We start from the raw sequence: 22683 nt of genomic DNA, 5'->3' as shown, positions 1-22683 counted from the left end.
GCGCGGTAACTGTTTATAATCGAGAAATCACATGCGCACTAAATATACAAGCCTGCAAATCGGCATCCACTGGCTGGTGTTTCTGTTAATTATCGTCGCCTACTGCGCCATGGAGTTCAAAGGTTTCTTCCCGCGCACCGCGCGTCCGGCGATCAATATGATCCACGTCTCATGCGGGATCGGTATTCTGGTGCTGATGGTGACGCGTCTGCTGGTTCGCCTGAAGTTCCGCTCGCCCCCGATTCAGCCGAAGCCAAAAGCGATGGTGACGGGGATGTCTCATCTGGGGCATCTGGTGGTGTATCTGCTGTTTATTGCGCTGCCGCTGATTGGGATTGTGATGATGTACAACCGGGGCAGCGACTGGTTTGCCTTTGGCCTGGCGATGCCGCATGCGGCGGAGTCCAATTTTGATCTGGTGGATACGCTGAAGGCGTGGCACGAGACGCTGGCAAACCTGGGCTATTTTGTGATTGGCCTGCACGCGGCGGCGGCGCTGATGCATCACTATTTCTGGAAAGATAATACTCTTCTGCGCATGATGCCGAAAAAGCGTTCGTAGTCTTCTCGCCCGGCGGCGCTTCGCTTGCACGGGCCTACAAACGGTTCTGAATCGTAGGCCGGGTAAGCGCAGCGCCACCCGGCTTGTTTTTTAACCCAGCAAAGCACGCTCTTCAGCCGTTAACGCCAGCGCCTGCGTTGACCCCGTCTCCGATGACTTCACCGCCGCTTCCAGCACGGCCATGACCGCCAGCGCCTCAACAGGGTGGACAGGGTTGGTGATTTTCCCGCGTAACGCATCACGTACGTTGATGTAATACTGGCGCTGATCGCCTTTCGGGGTAGGGATCGTCTGTGGTGCACCGTCAGCCCCAAAGAACACCATACTGTCGCTGTCTTCGCCCCAGGTTTCACTGCCCGGGATCACCCCTGAGAGCAGCTGCGCTTCCTGCTGATCGATTCTGGCCTTCACCACGCTGCCTTTGTCCCCGTGAGCGGTAAAGCGCGCCGTACCGCCAGCCACCAGCATGCTGGCGTGCAGAATCACCTTATGCTCCGGGTAGTTTAAGACCACGTGCGCCCAGTCGTTAATTTCTGCGCCGTCGCGCAGCGTCGCGATATTCCCCTGAACCGACTGCGGCAGGCCAAAGAGCTGTAGCGTCTGGTCGATAAGATGTGGGCCCAGGTCAAACCACAAGCCGCTCCCGGGGACGTTCTGCTCGCGCCAGCGCACGCGCACTTCCGGGCGGAAGCGGTCAATATGCGACTCCAGGTGTTTAACCTTGCCGAGCGTGCCTTGCTCAATAATCTGCTTAATGCCGAGGAAATCGCTGTCCCAGCGGCGGTTATGGAAGACGGAGAGCAGCAGCTGCTTTTCGTCCGCCAGCGCAATCAGGTCGCGGGCTTCCTGCATGTCGAGGGTGAAAGGCTTATCCACGACCACGTGTTTACCCGAGTTCAGGGCCAGCGTCGCCAGCGGGGCGTGCGTGGCATTGGGGGAGGCAATCACCACCAGATCGATATCAGGATGCTGAATGGCCTCTTCCGGTGTCGCCACCACCTGTACGTCCGGCAGATCGCGTTTAACCTTCTCTTCATCACGAGAAGAGACCACTGCCAGCTTAATCCCGTCCACAGACTGGATCAGCGGGGCATGGAAGGTTTTACCGACAAATCCATACCCGATCAGCGCAATGTTGATTGTTTGAACGTTATTCATGACCTTCTCCACGTTAATTCGCGCACACCGTGACCTGCAGTGCGCTATGGTCCCCAAGCTCAGGCCAGGGACGATCTAAAAAGAGTTGTTGAATGCTGGATAACCCGGATACCAGATACGGCTCGCAGCGGTTAATTTTCAGGTGATCCGCGACAATCCAGTGCGCATGGCTGGCGTCGAGCATCGCGCGTTTCACCTCGGCATCCGCTTCTTTACCGGCGCTCAACCCCAGTTCGGCATGAATGGCGCATGCCCCGAGGATGGCGATATCTGCCCGATAGCGGGACAGTAAAGACAGCGTGGCGCTGCCGGCAAACAGGCGCTGCTTGTGGTCCCATTTTCCACCGAGCAGGATCAGCTCAACGTCTTCCCGGTCGCTAAAGTGCTGGGCGATATCCAGCGATGTGGTAATGACGGTGAGCGGCCCCTGAAGAAAGGTGGCGACGGCCATCACCGTGCTTCCGGCATCCAGAAACAGGGTGGAACCCGGTGGAACCCGCTGTGCGACCTGTTTACCCAGGCGCTGTTTGGTCTCTGGCAGCAGCGTATTGCGGCCCTGACGGTTCATGGCGGAGAGGTTGAGCGCGATGGCTCCGCCGTGGTTTTTCTGCGCAAGGCCCTGGTTTTCCAGGTCGGTCAGATCCCGACGGATAGTATCGGCTGAAACCTGCAGCTTTTCGGCCAGGTCGGTGATGCTGGCCTGGCCATGCTCGCTGAGGATATCCAGGACGTAGCGTTGACGAGCGGTTTTGTGCATGTGAGTACATTCCTGCAAAATGTCGCAATAGTTTGCATAATACAGCATTTTGACGCAGAGAGAAGAGGATTGAGGTCATGACGATGTACAGCGGTGTGATGATTCAGATAGGTGATTATTAAAATTTTATTAAGCAGGTATAAGGAAGCCGTTTTGAATGTTAATCACAATGTTATTGTTATGTTTTATTTAACGATTTGGGCTATGTAACCAACGTATTGTCATTGTGTGGTTTTAAATGCTGTTAAATTAAAATAATGCAGTTTTTAATTGCTTTAATTAGTTTTTTAAAAGCTTTTAATTTTAAATATACCCCTTTGGTTACTTAAATTGACATTTCTTTGAAAATCTTTGTGTCTGACCCGCTATGAAATTAACGCAAAAATGTGCACAGAAAGAATTAAGAATTTTCCTTAGATAACAGGAGGTTTATATGTTTCATCTGAAAGGAGACTTTTAGAGTTTTGTCCAGAAACCCCATGTTTTTTCTTACTTGTAACACCACATTAACATTGTGGGTGTAGTGGGCTATACCACATTTTGTTATGCTGCTAACCAGTTTAAGAAATAAGTAAATTCTTAATTGAAATAAGACGCAGGCAGATCTCATCTCCAATGGAAATGGGTGTGGGGATTATTACCTAAAATTCAGCATGGTAGCTTAATAAGATATTTGTCTAATTATCTGTACCTCTTTTTGGGTATTTGCTTGAGTATCACTCAGAGTCAGGGAGATAACATGACGATATTACGAAAGCCTATGTTACGCCGATTTACAGCAGCACTGGCATTCATTTCATTAGCCATAAATACGGCGTACGCCAATAGTAGTCAGGTGGGAATTGCCCCGGTGGCAACCACAACCTTAAAAGAAAGTATTCTTTTTGCTATCGATCGCGATCCATCAATTAGTCAGCAAGCCGCGCAATTAGGTATTGGCCAGGCACAAATAGATGAAGCGCGCAGCGGCTGGATGCCGCAAATATCGTTGAACGGGAGTACAGGGCACAGCCAGACCACCGATTCCAGCGGGTCGCTGAAGAATTCAGCCGCCTGGGGGCTGAGCCTGACGCAGTTGCTGTACGATTTTGGCAAGACCAACAACAGCATTAGCCAGTCTTCCGCCCAGCGTGATAGCTACCGCTATCAGCTGATGGGCACGCTCTCGGACGTGGCGGAAAAAACGGCGCTGAGCTATGTAGAGGTCAAACGCTATTCCGATCTGCTGCAGGCGGCAAAGGAGAATGTCCTGGCGCTCAAAAACGTTGAGCAGTTGGCAAAGCTGCGCGCCGACGCGGGCGTGAGTTCGACCTCCGATGAGCTCCAGACCCGCACGCGTATTGCCGGCATGCAGGCGACGGTCGCGCAGTATAACGCCGCCTTAAACAGCGCGCGCGCAAGACTTGCGGTATTAACGGGGATGCAGGCAGAAGCCTTTTCGCCAGTGCCTGCGAACCTCGCGGTTGAGCCAGATTCGCTCAACCGTATTGATTATTCGTTGATACCGGCTGTGATGGCCGCGCAGAACATGGAACGTTCGGCTCAGTATGGCGTGGAAACGGCGAAGTCCCAGCACTGGCCGACGTTAAGCCTGAAAGGGGGGCGCACCCGTTATGAATCGGACAACCGTTCATACTGGGACGACCAGATACAGCTCAATATCGATGCTCCGCTGTATCAGGGGGGCGCGGTTTCCGCTCGCGTTCGGCAGGCGGAAGGCGCACGGGCCATGGCCTCCTCTCAGGTCGATCAGGCGCGTTTCGATGTCCTGCAAAAAGCCTCCGTCGCGCAGGCGGACTGGACCGGTGCACGGGGAAGAATGGAGGCCGGGAAACAGCAGCTGGAAAATGCGCTGCGCGCCCGCGATGTTTACAAAAATGAATACACCCTGAGCAAGCGGAGCATTAACGATCTGCTCAGCGTTGAGCAGGATGTCTGGCAGGCCACGTCGGCGAAAATAATCGCTGAGTATGATGGCTGGAGTTCGGCAATTAATTATGCTTCCGCGGTTGATAATTTAATGCCGCTAATTGGAATAGAGAAAAACGCTGCCGCAAAATTACCTGACTTGAGTTAAAAAAAGACGCGCAGTGTTGCGCAAAAATAAGTCTGAAAATAATGGGTGTTTTTTCCCAGGGATAGCTACATCCGTCTGGTGGACATATCCACAGGAATCCGCACACCTGCAAGGAGAAGAAATGAGTAACGTAAAGGTTGTTGATGTCATCATTCGCAAAACGGCGGAGAAAACGAAATTAACCGGCGAAGGAAATCTGTCAGTCTCTATTTCATCGCCGAGCGTGATTGAAATCCAGGGTTCTGCTCAGGATGTGGCGCGTTATGTCCGCCAGGGGAAAGACCTCCTCATTTATATGAAAGATGGCAGCGTTATTCGCTGCAATAACTATTTTGTCGAAGATCCAGAGACGCATAACCAGTCAGAACTGGTATTCAACGACCGTCAGGAACTGACACATATTTCTTTTGCCGATGCCGGGGAAGCGTCAGGCGTTGCGGTGACCGAGTTAACCGCGCAGGCCACACCGATTAGCAGCATTCAACCTTTCCTCGAGCAGGAAAGTGTTTTAAGCGACGCGCCGTGGGGCTGGATTGCGGGAGCTGCGTTAGGCGGCGGTGCCATCGGGGCACTGCTGGCAAACGGCGGTGACGGCGAGACGAAAACAAAAGTCATTGATAATACCAAAGAAGTTGAAAGCGCCACGCCGACCTTCTTGCTGTCGGATAAAGCGGGTGACAAGCAGGGCTTGCTGAGTGCAAACGAGATCACGGACGACAGCAACCCAACCTTTAGCGGCACCGGTCAGCCGGGCGCGACCATTCAGATCAAAGACAGCAGCGGCAGCACCATTGCCAGCACCATGGTCGGTAAAGACGGCACGTGGACGGTAATATTACCGACCCAGACGGACGGGGAGCACACCTGGTCGGTCGTGCAGATTGACGGCAGTAAAACCACCGATGCGGGCAACATCACCGTAACGGTCTCGACCGCCGAGGCCGCCATTACGCTTGCCACCACGGCGGGCGATAACGTGCTGAACGCCAGCGAGCAATCTGCGGGCTTTACGCTCTCCGGCGCCAGCAAAAATCTGGCGCAGGGTACCGAACTCACCGTGACGCTGAACGGCAAAACCTACGCGGCTGAAGTCGGGGCAGACGGCGCGTGGAGCGTTAACGTACCCGCGGCCGACGCCCAGGTGCTGGGCGATGGCACCTGGACCGTCAACGTCAGCGGCAAAGACGCGGCGGGTAATACCGTCAGCGGAAGCCAGACGATTGGCGTGGATACCGTCGCGCCAACCCTCTCTGTCGATACCCTCGCGCAGGACAACATCATTAATGCCGCCGAGCACAGCCAGCCGTTGACGCTGACCGGCAAAACGAATGCGGAAGCTGGTCAGATCGTCACGGTCACGCTGAACGGTAAAAACTACAACGCCACGGTGGGCAGCGACGGCACCTGGTCCGTCACGCTTGCGGCGGGCGATGTGCAGGCGCTCAGCGAGGGCAATCACACCCTGACGGTGAACGTCAGCGACAAAGCGGGCAACGGCTCGTCTGTCACCGCCGATTTTGCGGTGGATACCACCGCGCCGGTCGTTACCATTGATACCGTGGCGGGCGACGATATTCTCAATACCAGCGAGCAGGGCCAGGCGCAGATCATCTCCGGGCAGGCAAACGGCGCCGCCGCGGGCGATGTGGTCACCGTAACCCTTGGCGGCCAGACCTTCACCGGCGTGGTGCTGGCGGACGGCAGCTGGAGCGTGGGCGTTCCGGCGTCCGTGCTGGGCGCGCTGGGCGAAGGCAACCATACGCTTTCGGTTTCCGTCACTGATGCGGCAGGCAACACCGGCAGCGCCACGCACGACATTACGCTGAGTGGACATCCGCCAGAATTTACGATTGACGCCATCAGCCAGGATAACGTCCTGAATGCGCAGGAGGCGATGCAGCCGCTGAGCCTGACCGGCACCAGCAACCTGCCGGACGGCACCGCCATCACCGTGACGCTGAACAACGTCAGCTATCAGGCCACCGTCGAAAACGGCATCTGGGCGGTCCAGGTGCCGGTGTCCGACGTCCTGAATCTGGCGAACACGCTTTACACCGTCAGCGTCAGCGGTACCGACAGCGTGGGTAACAGCGGTTCTGCCGAAGCGAATCTGCTGGTGGATACCGTCCTTCCGCAGGTCATCATCAATACGTTTGCGGGCGACAACCTGGTCAATAACGCCGAAGCGGGCGTCGATCAAACCCTCAGCGGTCGCGTTACCGGCGCGGCGGCGGGCGATACCGTCTCCATCACCGCAGGCGGCAAGAGCTACACCGCAACGGTTGGCAGCGATCTGACCTGGAGCGTGAAGATCCCGTCAGCGGATCTTCAGGCGTTCGGCGACGGCGATTTAACCTTCACCGCGTCGGTGACCAACGGGCACGGCAATACCGGCACCGGCGAGCGTGATATCAATATCAACGCGGAGCTGCCGGGTCTGCGCGTGAACACCATTTCCGGCGATGACGTGATCAACGCCATTGAACAGCAGCAGGATCTGAGCGTCACCGGCTCCAGTACCCATCTGGCCGCGGGCACGCAGATTGTCGTCACCATCAACAACGTTGAGTACGTCACCGCGGTTAACGCCAGCGGCAACTGGCAGATCGGCGTTCCGGAGGCAGACCTGCAGGCCTGGACGGCCGGCGGCATGACAGTGAGCGTCAGCGCGGTAGATGCCTGGGGCAATCCCGTTGCGGCTGAACACCCGATTGAACTCGATCTGAACGCCGTGGCGGTCACCATTGATACCGTCTCCGGCGACGACCTGCTGAACGCGGCGGAAAAAGGCGTTGATTTAACCCTTTCCGGCCAGACGCAGGGCGTGGAAGCGGGGCAGACCGTGGTGGTGAAATTCGCTGACCAGACCTTTACCGCGCAGGTGCAGCAGGATGGCTCCTGGAGCCTGACCGTACCCGCCAGCGCCATGGAAACCCTGACCGACGGGCGCGCGCAGGTGAGCGTCAGCGTCACTAACGTCAGCGGCAACAGCGCGGACGCCTCGCGCGTTGTCACGGTGGATACGCAGCCACCGGCGATTACGCTCGATAACCTGACCGCCGACAACATCATTAATGCGGCAGAAGCGCAGCAGGATTTACTGTTAAGCGGCAGCAGCAGTGCGGAACCCGGCCAGACGGTCACCGTGACGCTGAACGGCAAAACGTATCAGACCACGGTCCAGACGGACGGTACCTGGCAACTGAGCGTCCCGGCGGCTGACGTCGGTGCCCTGACGGACGGCATCGTTACCGTAACGGCAACCGTGAGCGACGTGGCGGGCAACAGCAGCAGCGCCGATCGCGTGGGTCTGGTGGATGCGACCGTACCGCAGGTGACCATTAATGACTTTGTCACCGGCACCAATACCATTAACCAGCTCGCCCATTCACAGGCGCAGATCCTGAGCGGCTCCGTCACCGGTGCGGCAGCGGGTGACCTGGTGACTATCACCATTAACAGCGTCGATTACACCACCGTGGTGGATGCGGCGGGCAACTGGAGCCTCGGCCTGCCGGCGCCCGTCGTGCAGGGTCTGGCGGACGGCACCTGGACCATCGACGTCTCCGTGACCGACCGATCCGGCAACACCGGAAGCAGTTCGCTGGATGTGGTGGTGAATACCGTGACGCCTGTTATTGGTATCAGCACGCTGGCGGCGGACGACGTAATCAATGCGACCGAGAAGGGCGAAGATCTGCTGCTCTCCGGCACCAGCAACCAGCCGGAAGGCACGCGCGTCACCGTTAACCTGAACGGCATCAACTACACCGCCACCACCGACGCCAGCGGTAACTGGAGCGTGACCGTACCGGCCTCGGCCGTAAGCGCCCTGGGAGAAGCTCATTACACCGTGACGGCGAGCGTCACGGATAGCGTGGGCAACAGCGCCTCAACCTCACACGATGTGCTGGTGGACAGCTCGCTGCCGGTGGTAACGATCGGCACGCTGGCGGGCGACAATATCGTTAACGCGGCGGAAGTGGCGGCAGGGCAAACCCTGTCCGGTAAGGTGACGAACGCGGCGGCAGGTGACACTGTCACGATTATCCTCGGCGGTCAGACTTACACGGCTACCGTGCAGGACGATCTCACCTGGAGCCTGCCGTTAACGGAGAGCCAGTTAACCGCGCTCGGCAATGGCGATCTCACCGTATCGGCCAGCGTTACCAACGGCCACGGTAATACCGGCTCTTCTTCTCTCGACTTCACCATCGACGCCCAGCTTCCGGGACTGCGTATTGATACGGTCGCAGGTGACGACGTGATTAACGTCATCGAACACGCCCAGAATCTGATTGTCTCCGGCACCAGCACCGATCTGGCGGCGGGCAGCGCCGTCACCGTGACCATTAACGGCAAAGCGTATTCCGCAACGGTGCTGGCCGACGGCACCTGGCAGGCAGCGGTACCGGCGGCGGACGTGTCCCAGTGGGCGGATGGCTCGCTGGATATCAAGGCAAGCGCGCAGGATGCCTCCGGCAACCCGGTGACCATCGGCACCGTCGTGGACGTCGATCTCGCGCCTGTCGCCATCACCATCAGCAGCGTGACCGACGACAACGTGCTCAACGCGGCGGAAAAAGGCCAGGATCTGGTGCTGTCCGGTACGACATCCAACGTTGAAGCGGGCCAGACCGTCACCATCACCTTCGCAGGGAAAACGTATACCACGACGGTGGATGGCAACGGCGACTGGACCTGGACCGTTCCGGCTGCCGATCTGAGCGGCCTGAAAGAGGGCGACGCCAGCGTGCAGGTCAGCGTCACCAACGTGAACGGCAACGCGGCCTCTTCGGCGCAGGCATTCAGCGTCGACACCACCGCGCCGACGGTGACCATTAACACCATCAGCGGCGACAATATGCTGAACGCGGCAGAGGCGGCGCAGGATCTGACCCTGAGCGGGACGTCTACGGCCGAAGCAGGCCAGACGGTCACCGTGACCTTCAACGGCAATCAGTACAGCGCGCAGGTGCAGGCGGACGGCAGCTGGACGCTCGACGTGCCTGCGGCGGATCTGGCAGGTATTACCGACGGCAACGCGGCGGTCACGGCGACCGTGTCCGATAAAGCAGGTAACCCGGCCAGTGCGGGATCCTCGGTGCTGGTGGACACCACCGTGCCGCAGATCACCTTCAACATCGTTGCCGGCGACGACATCGTTAATATTGCCGAGCACGGCCAGGCTCTGATCGTCTCCGGTAAGGTGACGGGCGCGCAGGCGGGCGACGTGATTACCGTGACCCTGAACGGCAAAGACTACACTGCCATGCTGGACGCGTCCGGCAACTGGAGCGTGGGCGTTCCGGCGGCGGACGTGGGCGCGCTGGCAAACGGCGAGCAGACGATCTCTGCGACCCTCACCGACAAAGCCGGTAACAGCACCACCGCGACGCACGAGTTTGACGTCTCCCTGACCGCGCCGGTAATTGCCATTAATACCCTGGCGGTTGATGACGTGATTAACGCGACCGAGAAAGGCCAGGATCTGCTGGTGTCCGGCACCAGCAACCAGCCGGACGGAACCACCATTACGGTGACCCTGAACGGCATCAGCTATACGGCCACCGCCGACGCGAGCGGGAACTGGAGCGTGACCGTTCCGGCGGCAAACGTCTCGGCGCTGGGCGAAGCGAGCTACGCCGTGACGGCGAGCGTGACCGACAGCGCGGGGAACAGCGCGAGCACCGGGCACAGCGTGCTGGTCGACAGCGCGCTGCCGCAGGTCACCATCAACCCTGTGGCCACGGACGATGTCATTAACGCGGCGGAAGTGGCTAGCGGGCAGACCCTGAGCGGGAAAGTGAGCGGCGCGGCGAGCGGTGACACTGTCACTGTTTCAGTCGGTGGCAATACCTGGACCGCGACGGTTCAGGACGACCTGAGCTGGTCGGTCAACGTGCCGTCCTCGGTCTTAACCGCCATCGGTAACGGCGATCTGACGGTGTCAGCCAGCGTCACCAACGGCCACGGCAACACCGGAACGGGCGAGCGCGAAATCGTTATTGATGCCAACCTGCCGGGCCTGCGCGTCGATACCGTGGCGGGCGACGATGTGATCAATAGCATCGAACACGCTCAAAACCTGATTATCACCGGCTCCAGCGACGGTCTGGCAGCGGGCGCGGCGCTGACTGTTACCGTCAACGGCAAAACCTACGCGGCAACCGTACTGGCGGACGGCACCTGGACGGCGGCCATTCCGGCGGCCGACGTCAGCGCGCTGAATGCGGGCACGGTTACCGTGACCGTGGAAGGCCAGAGCGCGGCGGGCAACCCGGTTTCCATCAGCCATGACGTGAAGGTCGATCTGGCGGCAGTCGCCATCAGCATTGACCCGATTGCTTCGGACGACGTGATTAACGCGGCGGAGAAAGGCGCGGACCTGGTGCTGTCCGGCTCGACCACCAACGTGGAAGAAAACCAGACCGTTACCATCACCATCGGCGGCAAGTCGTACACCGCGACGGTGGATGCCAGCGGCAACTGGACGGCGACCGTACCGTCCGCCGATTTGGGCAGCCTGAAGGACGGCGATGCCAGCGTGCAGGTGAGCGTCACCAACGTGAACGGCAACAGCGCGTCGGCAGGCCGCGAGTACAGCGTGGACGCGACCGCGCCGACGGTGTCTATTGAAATTGTCAGCGACAACAACATCATCAATGCGGCCGAAGCGCAGCAGGATCTGGTGATTAACGGCGTGACCAACGCCGAAGCGGGCCAGACCGTCACCGTGACGCTGAACGGCGTGGACTACACCACCACCGTTGAGGCAAACGGCAGCTGGAGCGTGACCGTGCCGTCCGCCGATCTGAGCGGTATTACCGACGGCAACTACACCGTCAGCGCCGCCGTATCGGATAAAGCGGGTAACCCGGCCTCCGCGGATCGCGACGTGCTGGTTGATACCACCGTTCCACAGCTGACCATTCACACCGTTTCCGACGACGACGTGATCAACAGCGCCGAGCATGCGCAGGCCCTGATTGTCACCGGTTCCGTGACCGGCGCGGCGGCGGGCGACGTGGTCACCGTTACCCTCAACGGCAAATCCTACACCGCCACCCTGGATGCCTCCGGCAACTGGAGCGTGGGCGTGCCTGCGGCGGACGTCACCGCGCTGGCCGCCGGGGATCACACTATTACCGCAGCGCTGACCGATAAAGCGGGCAACAGCAACAGCGACACGCACGGCGTGGAGGTGAACCTGACCGCACCGGGGCTGACCATTGACACCGTTTCCGGTGACGATGTGATCAACAACAGCGAGAAAACTCAGGATCTGACCCTCTCCGGTACGGCTTCCGGCCTGGCGGCAGGCGCGGTGGTAACCGTGATGCTCAACGGCAAAGCGTACAGCGCGCAGGTGGACGATAACGGAAAATGGACCACCACCGTTCCGGCGAACGAAGTCGGTCAGTTGGGCGAGGCGCTTTATACCGTCACCGCCTCGGCAACGGACAGCGTCGGTAACAGCACCAGCGCGTCGCATACCGTGAGCGTGGAATCCGTTCTGCCGGGCGTGATCGTCAACACCATTGCGGGCGACGACATTATTAACGCGGCGGAGCTGGCAGCCGGCCAGACCATCAGCGGTAAGGTGGTGAATGCCGAAGCGGGCAACACCGTGACCGTGACGATTGGCGGCAACAGCTACACCGCAACGGTGCAGAGCGATCTGACCTGGTCCGTTAACGTGCCGTCCGACGTGCTGACCGCGCTGGGCAACGGCGATTTGACCGTGTCAGCCAGCGTGACCAACGGCGTCGGCAACAGCGGATCCGCTGAGCGCGAAATCGTGATAGACGCTAACCTGCCGGGCCTGCGCGTGGATACCGTGGCGGGCGACGACGTGATCAACAGTATCGAACACGGGCAGAACCTGATTATTACCGGCACCAGCGACGGGCTGGCGGCGGGCGCGGCGCTGACCGTGACCGTCAACGGCAAAACCTATCCGGCGAACGTGCTGGCGGACGGCACCTGGCGCGCGGCGATCCCGGCGGCGGACGTCGGCGCACTGAGTGCAGGCACGGTTACCGTGACCGTTGCGGGCCAGAGCAGCGCCGGTAACCCGGTTTCCATCAGCCATGATGTGACGGTGGATCTGGCGACCGTTGCCATCAGCATCGATGCGATTGCTACCGACGACGTGATTAATGCCGCCGAGAAGGGCGCGGATCTGGTGCTCTCCGGGGCGACCTCGAACGTTGAGGAAAACCAGACCGTTACCATCACCTTCGGCGGCAAAAGCTACACCGCGACCGTAGGCGCCGATGGCAAATGGACGGCCACGGTGCCAGCCGCCGACCTGGCGGGTCTGAAAGACGGCGACGCCAGCGTGCAGGTGAGCGTCACCAACGTCAACGGCAACAGCGCCTCGGCAGGCCGCGAGTACAGCGTGGATGCGACCGCACCGTCGGTGACCATCAACACCCTGGCGACGGACGACATTCTGAATGCCACCGAAGCGAAGAGCGATCTGACCGTTTCCGGCACCAGCACCGCCGAAGCGGGCCAGACGGTCACCGTATCGCTGAACGGTAAAGACTACACCACAACCGTCAGCGCAGACGGCAGCTGGACGCTGAACGTTCCAGCGGCGGATCTGGCTGGATTAACCGACGGCAGCGTGACCGTCACCGCATCGGTCAGCGATAAAGCGGGTAACCCGGCGTCCGTGGATCACAACCTGGCGGTAGACATCACCGCGCCTGCGGTGACTATCAATACCGTTGCGGGCGACGACGTCATTAACATTGCAGAACACGGCCAGGCGCAAATCATCAGCGGCACCGCCACTGGCGCAGCAGCGGGCGATAAGGTCACCGTCACCATCGGCGGCCAGACGTACACCACCGTGCTGGACGCGGCGGGCAACTGGAGCGTCGGCGTCCCGGCCAGCGTGATTTCAGGCCTCAGCGACGGCACCGTGACCGTCACGGCGTCGGTCACCGACGCGGCGGGCAACACCGGCACCGGCACGCATAACGTGACCGTCGATACCGGCCTGCCGTCCGTGGCCTTCAACGCCATCAGCGGCGACAACGTGCTGAACGCGGTGGAAAAAGGTCAGGATCTGAGCGTCAGCGGCACCAGCGCCAACCTCGCGGAAGGCACCGTGGTGACCGTGACCCTGAACGGCAAAAACTACACGGCGACGACCGCCGCAGACGGCACCTGGAGCCTGACGGTTCTGGCAGCAGATCTGGCCGGTCTCGGTCAGGCCAACTACACCCTGAACGCAACCGCCACCAACGACGTGGGCAACAGCGTGAGCAACACCGCGAACCTGCTGGTGGACACCGCGCTGCCAACGGTCAACATCAACACCGTGGCGGGCGATAACGTCATTAATGCGGCGGAAGTGGCCGCAGGCCAGACCCTGAGCGGCACCGTGGCGAATGCCGAAGCGGGCAATACCGTGACCGTGACCATTGGTGGCAACAGCTACACCGCAACGGTGCAGAACGACCTGACCTGGTCCGTCAACGTGCCGTCTGACGTGCTGACCGCGCTGGGCAACGGCAGCCTGAGCGTGACGGCGACCGTTACCAACGGCCACGGCAACACCGGCACCGGCGAGCGCGAGATCGCGATCGACGCTAACCTGCCGGGGCTGCGCGTCGATACCGTCGCGGGTGATGACGTGATCAACACCATCGAGCACGCGCAGAACCTGATCGTCAGCGGATCCAGCGACGGGCTGGCACCGGGCACGGCGCTGACCGTCACCATCAACGGCAAAGACTATGCGGCCACTGTACTGGCGGACGGCACCTGGAGCGCGGCGATCCCGGCTGCGGACGTGAGCGCGTGGCCGGAAGGCACCGTCAAAATCAGCGTCACTGGCGACAGCGCTGCGGGCAATCCGATTACAATCAGCCACGATGTGACGGTGGATCTGGCGACCGTTGCCATCAGCATCAATGCGATTGCGACCGACGACGTGATTAACGCGGCGGAGAAAGGCGCGAATCTGGTGCTGTCCGGTGCGACCACCCACGTGGAGGCCGGGCAAACCGTGACCATCAGCCTGAACGGCAAAATCTACACCACCACGGTGGACGACAGCGGCAACTGGACCTGGACCGTACCGTCTGCGGATCTGGCTGGCCTGAAGGACGGCGATGCCAGCGTGCAGGTGAGCGTCACCAACGTGAACGGCAACAGCGCCTCGGCGGGCCGCGAGTACAGCGTGGATGCGACCGCGCCGAGCGTGACCATCAACACTCTGGCGACGGACAACATTCTTAATGCCGCCGAAGCGAAGAGCGAACTGACCGTGTCCGGCAGCAGCTCTGCCGAAGCGGGCCAGACGGTGACCGTGTCGCTGAATGGCAAAGACTACACCACCACCGTCAGCGCGGACGGCAGCTGGACGCTGAACGTTCCGGCAGCCGATGTTGCGGCCCTGACGGACGGCAGTGTGACCGTGACCGCATCGGTAAGCGACAAGGCGGGCAACCCGGCATCGGTTGATCACAACCTGACGGTAGATGCGACCGTTCCTGCGGTGACCATCAATACCGTGGCGGGCGACGATGTCATTAACCTCGCAGAACACAGCCAGGCGCACATCGTCAGCGGCACCGCCACCGGCGCGGCGGCGGGCGATAAGGTGACCGTGACCATCGGCGGCCAGACTTACACCACCGTGCTGGACGCGGCGGGTAACTGGAGCGTGGGCGTCCCGGCCAGCGTGATTTCCGGCCTCAGCGACGGCACCGTAACCGTGACTGCGTCCGTCACCGACGCGGCGGGCAACACCGGCACCGGTACGCATAACGTGACCGTCGATACCGGCCTGCCGTCCGTGGCCTTCAACGCCATCAGCGGTGACAACGTGCTTAATGCGGTGGAGAAAGGTCAGGATCTGAGCGTGAGCGGCACCAGTGCCAACCTGGCGGAAGGCACCGTGGTGACCGTGACCCTGAACGGCAAAAACTACACGGCGACGACCGCGGCAGACGGAAGCTGGAGCCTGACGGTCCCGGCGGCGGATCTGGCGAGCCTGGGCGAAGCCAACTACACCCTGAGCGCGGCCGCGACCAACGGCGTGGGCAACAGCGTGAGTAACACCGCGAATCTGCAGGTGGATACCGTGCTGCCGGGCGTCACCATCAACACCATCGCAGGCGATAACGTTATCAACGCGGCGGAAGTGGCCGCGGGCCAGACCCTCAGCGGCAAGGTAACGAACGCGGAAGCGGGCAATACCGTCACCGTGACCATTGGCGGCAACACCTACACCGCGACGGTGCAGAGCGATCTGACGTGGTCCGTGAACGTGCCGGAGTCCGTCCTGACGGCGCTGGGCAATGGCGATTTGACCGTGTCAGCAACCGTCACCAACGGCCATGGCAACACCGGGACCGGCGAGCGCGAAATCGTTATCGACGCTAACCTGCCGGGCCTGCGCGTTGATACCGCGGCGGGCGACGATGTGATCAACAGCATCGAACATACTCAAAATCTGATCGTCTCCGGCACCAGCGACGGGCTGGCGGCAGGCACAACGCTCACCGTGACCGTCAATGGCAAAACCTATGCGGCCTCCGTGCTGGCAGACGGTTCCTGGCGCGCGGCGATCCCGGCGGCAGACGTCGCGGCCTTCGCAGCAGGTACGGTCACCGTGACCGTTGCAGGCCAGAGCGCGGCGGGTAACCCGGTGACCATCAGCCATGACGTGACTGTCGATCTTGCGGCGGTGGCTATCAGCATCGATGCGATTACCACCGACGACGTGATTAACGCGGCGGAGAAAGGCGCGGATCTGGTGCTCTCCGGCAGCACCTCGAACGTGGAGGAAAACCAGACCGTTACCATTACCTTCGGCGGCAAGACGTATACCGCGAAGGTGGATGCTGACGGCCGCTGGACGGCCACCGTGCCGTCTGCGGATCTCGCGGGCCTGAAGGACGGTGACGCCAGCGTGCAGGTGAGCGTCACCAACGCGCACGGCAACAGCGCCTCGGCGGGCCGCGAGTACAGCGTGGACGCGACTGCGCCAACCGTGAGCATTGATACGGTCGCTGGCGATAACGTGATTAACGCCAGCGAAGCGGCTGCGGGCGTGGCCATTTCCGGCACCACCACGGCGGAAGTCGGGCAGACGGTCACCGTGACCCTGGGCGGTAAGAGCTATACCGCCCAGGTGCAGCAGGGCGGTATCTGGAGCGTGAACGTGCCGGGCAGCGACCTGTCCGCACTGGCGGATAACGGCTACACCGTGCAGGTCAGCGTGAGCGACGCAGCGGGTAACCCGGGCAGCGCGGGCAAAGCGATTACGCTTGATACCACGCCGCCGACCGTCAGCTTTAACGCTGTCGCGGGCGATGACGTCATTAACAGCGTGGAGCACGGCCAGGCGCAGATTGTCAGCGGTACGGCAACCGGCGCGAGCGTCGGCGATAAGCTGGTCATCACCATCGGTTCGAACCAGTACACCACCACCGTTGACGCCAGCGGTAACTGGAGCGTGGGCGTTCCGGCCAGCGTGATTTCCGCGCTGACCGACGGCACCGTGACCCTCAGCGCGACGATTACCGACGGCGCGGGCAACAGCAGCACCCAGACTCACGATGTGGTGGTGAACACCGCCTCCGTGGCGCTGACGGTGAACACCGTTAGCGGTGACGACGTCATCAACGCGGCGGAAGCCGGTTCGTCCCTGGTAATTAACGGCTCCAGCGCCCAGCTCGCCAGCGGGACGCAGGTTACCGTGACGCTGAACGGCAAGAGCTATACGGCCACCATCCAGAGCGACGGCAGCTGGACGACCACCGTTCCGGCCGCAGACGTGGGTGCCCTGGCCGATGGCGCGCGCTATCAGGTGTCCGTGTCGGCGCAGGACAGCGCGGGCAACAGCGCGTCGGCGACGCACGGCATCAGCGTGGATACCACTGCGCCGGTGGTGAGCATTGGGACGCTGTCGGTTGACGACATGCTGAACGCCGCGGAAGCCCAGCTGCCGCTGACCGTGCACGGATCTTCCAGCGCGGAGGCGGGTCAGACCGTTACCGTGACGCTGGGCGGCAAAACCTACACTGCGCTTGTCGGCAGCGACGGCACCTGGACGCTCGACGTTCCGGCAGCCGATCTGGCTGCGCTGAGCCAGGGCGCGCTGACGGTGACCGCCTCGGTCAACGATAAAGCGGGTAATAACGGCCAGACCACGCACACCTTAACGGTAGACACCGTCGCGCCAGCCGTAACCATCAGCACCGTGGCCGATGACGATATCGTCAACAACGCCGAGCAGCTGGCGGGCCAGACCATCCGCGGCACCACCACGGCGGAACAGGGCCAGACGGTGACCGTCTCCTTCAACGGGCACAGCTATCAGGCGACCGTCGGGGCGGACGGATCGTGGTCGGTCTTCGTGCCGGGCCGTGATTTCCTCGGCCTGAGCGACGGGGAGTACACCATCACCGCTTCGGTAAGCGACAGGGCGGGCAACCCGGGCAGCGCAACGCACGACGTGACGCTGAACGGCGATGTCCCAACCATCACCATTAACACCTTTGCGCAGGACGATATCGTCAACGCCGCCGAGCACGGTACGCCGCTGGTCATCAGCGGCACCACCGACGCGCCTGTAGGCCAGACGGTGACCATCACGCTGAACGGTAAAACCTATACGGCGACCGTGCAGAATGACGGTACCTGGAGCTACACGGTGGGAAGCGCTGACGTGACCGCGCTGGCAGACGGCGGCTCGTACGTGATTAACGCGCAGGTCAGCAATACCATCGGCAACAGCGCCAGCGATAACCATACCGTCACGGTGGATCTCACCGCGCCGTCGATGGGGATCGCTATTGATTCGCTGCAAAACGACACCGGCCTGAGCGCAACGGATTTCATCACCAACGACAGCCAGGTCGTCGTCAACGGCTCGCTGACCGCGCAGCTCGGCAATAACGAGAAGGCGCAGATCAGCCTCGACGGCGGCGTCACCTGGATCGACCTGACCGTGACCGGCACCACCTGGCGCTACGCCGATGGCCGCACCCTGACGGACGGTACGTATCAGTACCAGGTCCGCGTGATTGATAACGCGGGCAACGTGGGGGCCACGGACAGCCAGGACGTGGTGATTGACCTGACGAAGCCTGCGGCAACCACCATTACTGTGGATTCCATTACGCAGGATACCGGCCTGTCCGGCAGCGACTTTATCACCAGCGACAACCAGATCAGCCTGAAAGGGACGCTCGGCGCGGCGCTGGGCAGCGGCGACCACGCGCAGATCAGCCTTGACGGGGGCGTCACCTGGACCGACGTCAGCGTCAGCGGCCTGAGCTGGACGTATGTTGATGGCCGCACGCTGGCCGACGGGGATTACAACTACCAGCTGCGCGTGATTGACGACGCGGGCAATATCAGCGCCACCGCCAGCCAGGTGGTGACCATTGATACGGTTGCGCCGGACGCGAGCAAAACCATCGCCATCGACAGCATCAGTGACGATACCGGTCTGAGCAGCAGCGACTTTATCACCAACGATACGTCCCTGACGCTGCACGGCTCGCTCGGCGCGACGCTGGCCGACGGCGAGTATGCCCAAATCAGCATCGACGGCGGCGTGACCTGGCAGAACGTCATCGTCACCGGCAACAGCTGGTACTACGTCGATGGCCGCACGCTGGGTAACCAGACCTATGACTACTACGTTCGCGTGGTGGATGCGGCGGGCAACGTGGGTGCCAGCGCCCATCAGCAGGTGACCGTCGATACGGTCGCCCCGGATGCGGCGATTACGGTGACCGTGGATAACATCACCGTGGATACCGGATTCGACAATAACGACTTCCTGACCAGTTCGACCTCGTACACGCTGCACGGAACGCTTGGCGCAGCGTTAGGGGCGGGAGAGTACGTGCAGGTGAGCATGGACGGCGGCACGACCTGGGTATACGCCACCGTCAGCGGGACGCAGTGGAGCTATAGCGACACCCGTACCCTGACCGACGGCAGCCATAACTACCAGGTGCGGGTCGTCGACCAGGCGGGGAACGTCGGGGCAACCACCTCGCAGGCGGTGACGGTGGATACGCAGGCGCCGCAGTACGGCGTCACCATCGACAGCATCAGCGAAGATACCGGCCAGTCCGGGAGTGATTTCATCACCATGGACACCACGCTGACCATCAACGGTTCGCTGGGCAGCGCGCTGGCAAGCGACGAGCGCGTACAGATAAGCCTGGACGGCGGGAACACCTGGCTCGATACCACGGTCACCAACCAGCGCTGGAGCTACACCGATACCCGCGATCTGCCTGACGGAGACTACACCTACCAGGTGCGGATTATCGACCAGGCGGGCAACGTCGGCTCCACCGCCTCTCAGGTGGTGACGGTGGACACCACGCCGCCAACCACGGTGGGTACGGTCGTGAGCTATACCGACGGTGAAGGCGAGCGTCAGGGCACCTTTGGCAGCGCGGTGGCAACGGACGATAACTCGCCGCTGATCAACGGGACGCTTAACCGCGCTCCGGACGACGGTGAAATTGTGCAGCTCTATCGTGACGGGGTCCTGCTCGGTCAGGTGACCATGAACGGCAGCGCAAGCTGGTCCTTCCAGGACAACGGCCTGAGCGACGGAAATCACACCTACATTGTGCGCGTCACCGACAGGGCCGGTAACTACACGGAGTCTGACGGCTTTGTGCTGAACGTTGATACCAGCATCCCGACCACCACGGCGGCGATTACCGCGCAGACCACGTCGGACACCACGCCGATTGTCACCGGCACCGTCTCCGCTGACCTGGTGAACGGTGAATACCTGGTGGTGACGGTGAACGGCAAAACCTACACCTCCCAGACCGGCGGCGCGGTGGTGGTCGATCCGGATCACAACACCTGGTATCTGCAGATCCCGGACGGCGATGCGCTGAGCGTGGCGAGCTACAGCGTGACGGCGCAGGTGAAGAGCAGCGCGGGTAACGGCAATACCACCGGTACGGCAACCGGCAGCCTGGTGATTGACACCACTTCGGTGAATACCGACTGGGCGACCACGGCGGGGAACAGCAACAACTCCACCATGACCCTCGGCATGAACAGCAGCGGTCTGTGGAATATCATCGCTAACGGCCAGTCTTACTCCAGCAGCGATAGCTCGACCTATGCCGGCAATACGCTGACTAACACCCGTAACTACTACGTGGTGAGCCAGACCGCCGCCGACTTTGACCGTAACGGCACGCAGGACATTTTCGCGACGGAAAATACCTACGCCGGGTCAACGCAGGTGATGTGGACCTACGATGGCAGCACCTATAACGCCAGTCAGCTGGCAATGGGGACCACCATCTGGTACGGCGGTGTGATTGCGTACGATAAAACCGGGGATGGGTATCTGGATCTGGCGTACGGCGATGCCGGTATGGACTCCCTGACCTATCTGGTGAACAACAAGGGTGTCCTGTCGCCGGACGGCACCGGTGGAGAAGGCGGTTTCTACGGCCAGTTTGATTCCGGGCGCGAAATCTCCGGCGTTGACCTGAACAACGACGGTACGGTGGATATTGTTCAGCACACCAACCGCAGCGGCGCGTACTCGTTAACCGTGATCAACAACAACGGCAACGGGACGTTATCCATCGGTCAGAACCTGACGAACGTGTTTGTGGCTAACGCCTCGAATACCACCACGGCGGCGTCCATGACGTGGGCGGACTTCAACGGCGATGGCTACATGGATCTGTACCTGGGCAGCAGCTACAACAACAACGGCGGGGTGATCTACTACAACGACGGCACCGGGAAACTCTCGGCCACCAAGAGCGCGGTGGAGGCGTCTAACGCAGCGGCGGGCTATCTGTCGGTGGCGGTGGACTGGAACGGTGACGGGCAGATGGACATCATCAAGCTCAGCACCTACGGCGGCTCGCAGACGGCGACCCTGTTCACCAACAACGGCTACGGCTCCACCTGGACCTCAAGCCAACTGGCGTCCGGCATTGCTTACGCCACCGGCGTGGCGGCAGTGGACTACAACTGGGACGGCGCGCAGGATCTGCTGGTCTCTCAGCAGAACGGCAAGGTGGTGCTGGTGCAAAACAGCAAAACCATTGCTGACGGCACCGCGATGCATCTGCACATTGTCGACAGCGAGGGCATCAACGCCTACTACGGCAATACGGTCAACCTGTACAACGCCGCGGGCGTGCTGGTGGCCTCGCAGATCATCAACGCCCAGTCCGGTATCGGGTCGAACGATACGTCCGCGCTGGTGAGTTTCTACGGGCTGGATCCGAATGAAACCTATTCGGCCGAGATCCTGAAGATCACCAACGGCGTGTCGGATAACGTCACCTGGAGCGGCCTGGAGGCGGGCAACGGCAAGGAGGGCTACGTCCTGACGGCCGAAGCGGCCACCGGCGGCCACAGCGGAACCATTACCGGGACCGGGTATAACGACACCTTTATCGCCGAAAATGGCACTTATACCTACAACGGTTCCGGCGGCTGGACTACCCATTCCGACCATGACACCTGGAGCAACACCGGTGGGATGGACGTGGTGGATTACCGCAACGCGACCTCTGGCGTGACCGTGGATCTGCGCCTCTCAACCGCGCAGAACACCGGGTTCGGCACCACGCGTCTGCTGAACATTGAAGGGATTAACGGCTCGGATTACGACGACATCATCACCGGCAACAGCGGTGATAACCGGTTCGAAGGCCGCGGCGGAAATGACACCTTCAACATCGGCAGCGGCGGTCACGATACGCTGCTCTACAAGCTGATCAACGCCTCGGATGCCACGGGCGGTAACGGTCACGACGTGGTGAACGGCTTTACGGTCGGCACCTGGGAAGGGGCCGCGGACACGGATCGTATTGACCTGCGCGATCTGCTCTCCGGCAGCGGCTATACCGGCACGGGTTCGGCGAGCTACGTGAACGGCGTGGCCACGCTGGACAGCAGCGCGGGCAATATCAGCGATTACATCCGCGTGGTGCAGAACGGCAGCAATACCGAGATCCAGGTTGACCTGGACGGTACAGGCGGCCAGTTCTCGCCAACCACTCTGGTGACCCTGAACGGCGTGCAGACGGATCTGGCGACGCTGCTGGCGAATCATCAGCTGTTAATTGCGTAAAC

The 22683-nt window shown here is 61.0% G+C and carries 5 protein-coding genes; 3 read left to right on the top strand and 2 right to left on the bottom strand.

Annotated features, from left to right (window positions below; genetic code table 11):
- Positions 1-31 precede the first annotated feature (31 nt).
- Positions 32-562 (top strand): cytochrome b561, encoded by a 531-nt coding sequence (gene cybB / locus BM007_RS01995; protein WP_061715205.1) that lies wholly within the window; start codon positions 32-34, stop codon positions 560-562.
- 90 nt (positions 563-652) lie between these two features.
- Here the strand turns inward: cybB and BM007_RS01990 are convergent, their stop codons facing one another.
- On the bottom strand, positions 653-1720 hold the full coding sequence (locus BM007_RS01990; protein WP_061715204.1) for an oxidoreductase: 1068 nt from the start codon (positions 1718-1720) through the stop codon (positions 653-655).
- Positions 1721-1733: 13 nt separating this feature from the next.
- Positions 1734-2477, bottom strand: a complete 744-nt coding sequence (locus BM007_RS01985; protein WP_048990916.1) for a DeoR/GlpR family DNA-binding transcription regulator — start codon at positions 2475-2477, stop codon at positions 1734-1736.
- 739 nt (positions 2478-3216) lie between these two features.
- Between BM007_RS01985 and BM007_RS01980 the strand changes: the two genes are divergently transcribed.
- Both BM007_RS01980 and BM007_RS01975 read left to right on the top strand, forming a co-directional pair.
- Positions 3217-4554, top strand: coding sequence for a TolC family outer membrane protein (locus BM007_RS01980; protein WP_090417047.1), 1338 nt, complete (start codon positions 3217-3219; stop codon positions 4552-4554).
- Positions 4555-4675: 121 nt separating this feature from the next.
- Positions 4676-22681 (top strand): Ig-like domain-containing protein, encoded by an 18006-nt coding sequence (locus tag BM007_RS01975; RefSeq protein WP_090417045.1) that lies wholly within the window; start codon positions 4676-4678, stop codon positions 22679-22681.
- Positions 22682-22683 lie beyond the last annotated feature (2 nt).

The organism is Enterobacter sp. NFIX59, assembly GCF_900113755.1.
GTDB classification, from domain to species: domain Bacteria; phylum Pseudomonadota; class Gammaproteobacteria; order Enterobacterales; family Enterobacteriaceae; genus Enterobacter; species Enterobacter pseudoroggenkampii.
Note: the sequence above shows the minus strand (reverse complement) of the source record. Positions and strands in the feature narration are given on the sequence as shown.

Coding starts and splice junctions, on each gene's coding strand:
- BM007_RS01975 (WP_090417045.1), top strand. CDS start 4,676: ATGAGTAACGTAAAGGTTGTTGATGTCATCATTCGCAAAACGGCGGAG.
- cybB (WP_061715205.1), top strand. CDS start 32: ATGCGCACTAAATATACAAGCCTGCAAATCGGCATCCACTGGCTGGTG.
- BM007_RS01985 (WP_048990916.1), bottom strand. CDS start 2,477: ATGCACAAAACCGCTCGTCAACGCTACGTCCTGGATATCCTCAGCGAG.
- BM007_RS01990 (WP_061715204.1), bottom strand. CDS start 1,720: ATGAATAACGTTCAAACAATCAACATTGCGCTGATCGGGTATGGATTT.
- BM007_RS01980 (WP_090417047.1), top strand. CDS start 3,217: ATGACGATATTACGAAAGCCTATGTTACGCCGATTTACAGCAGCACTG.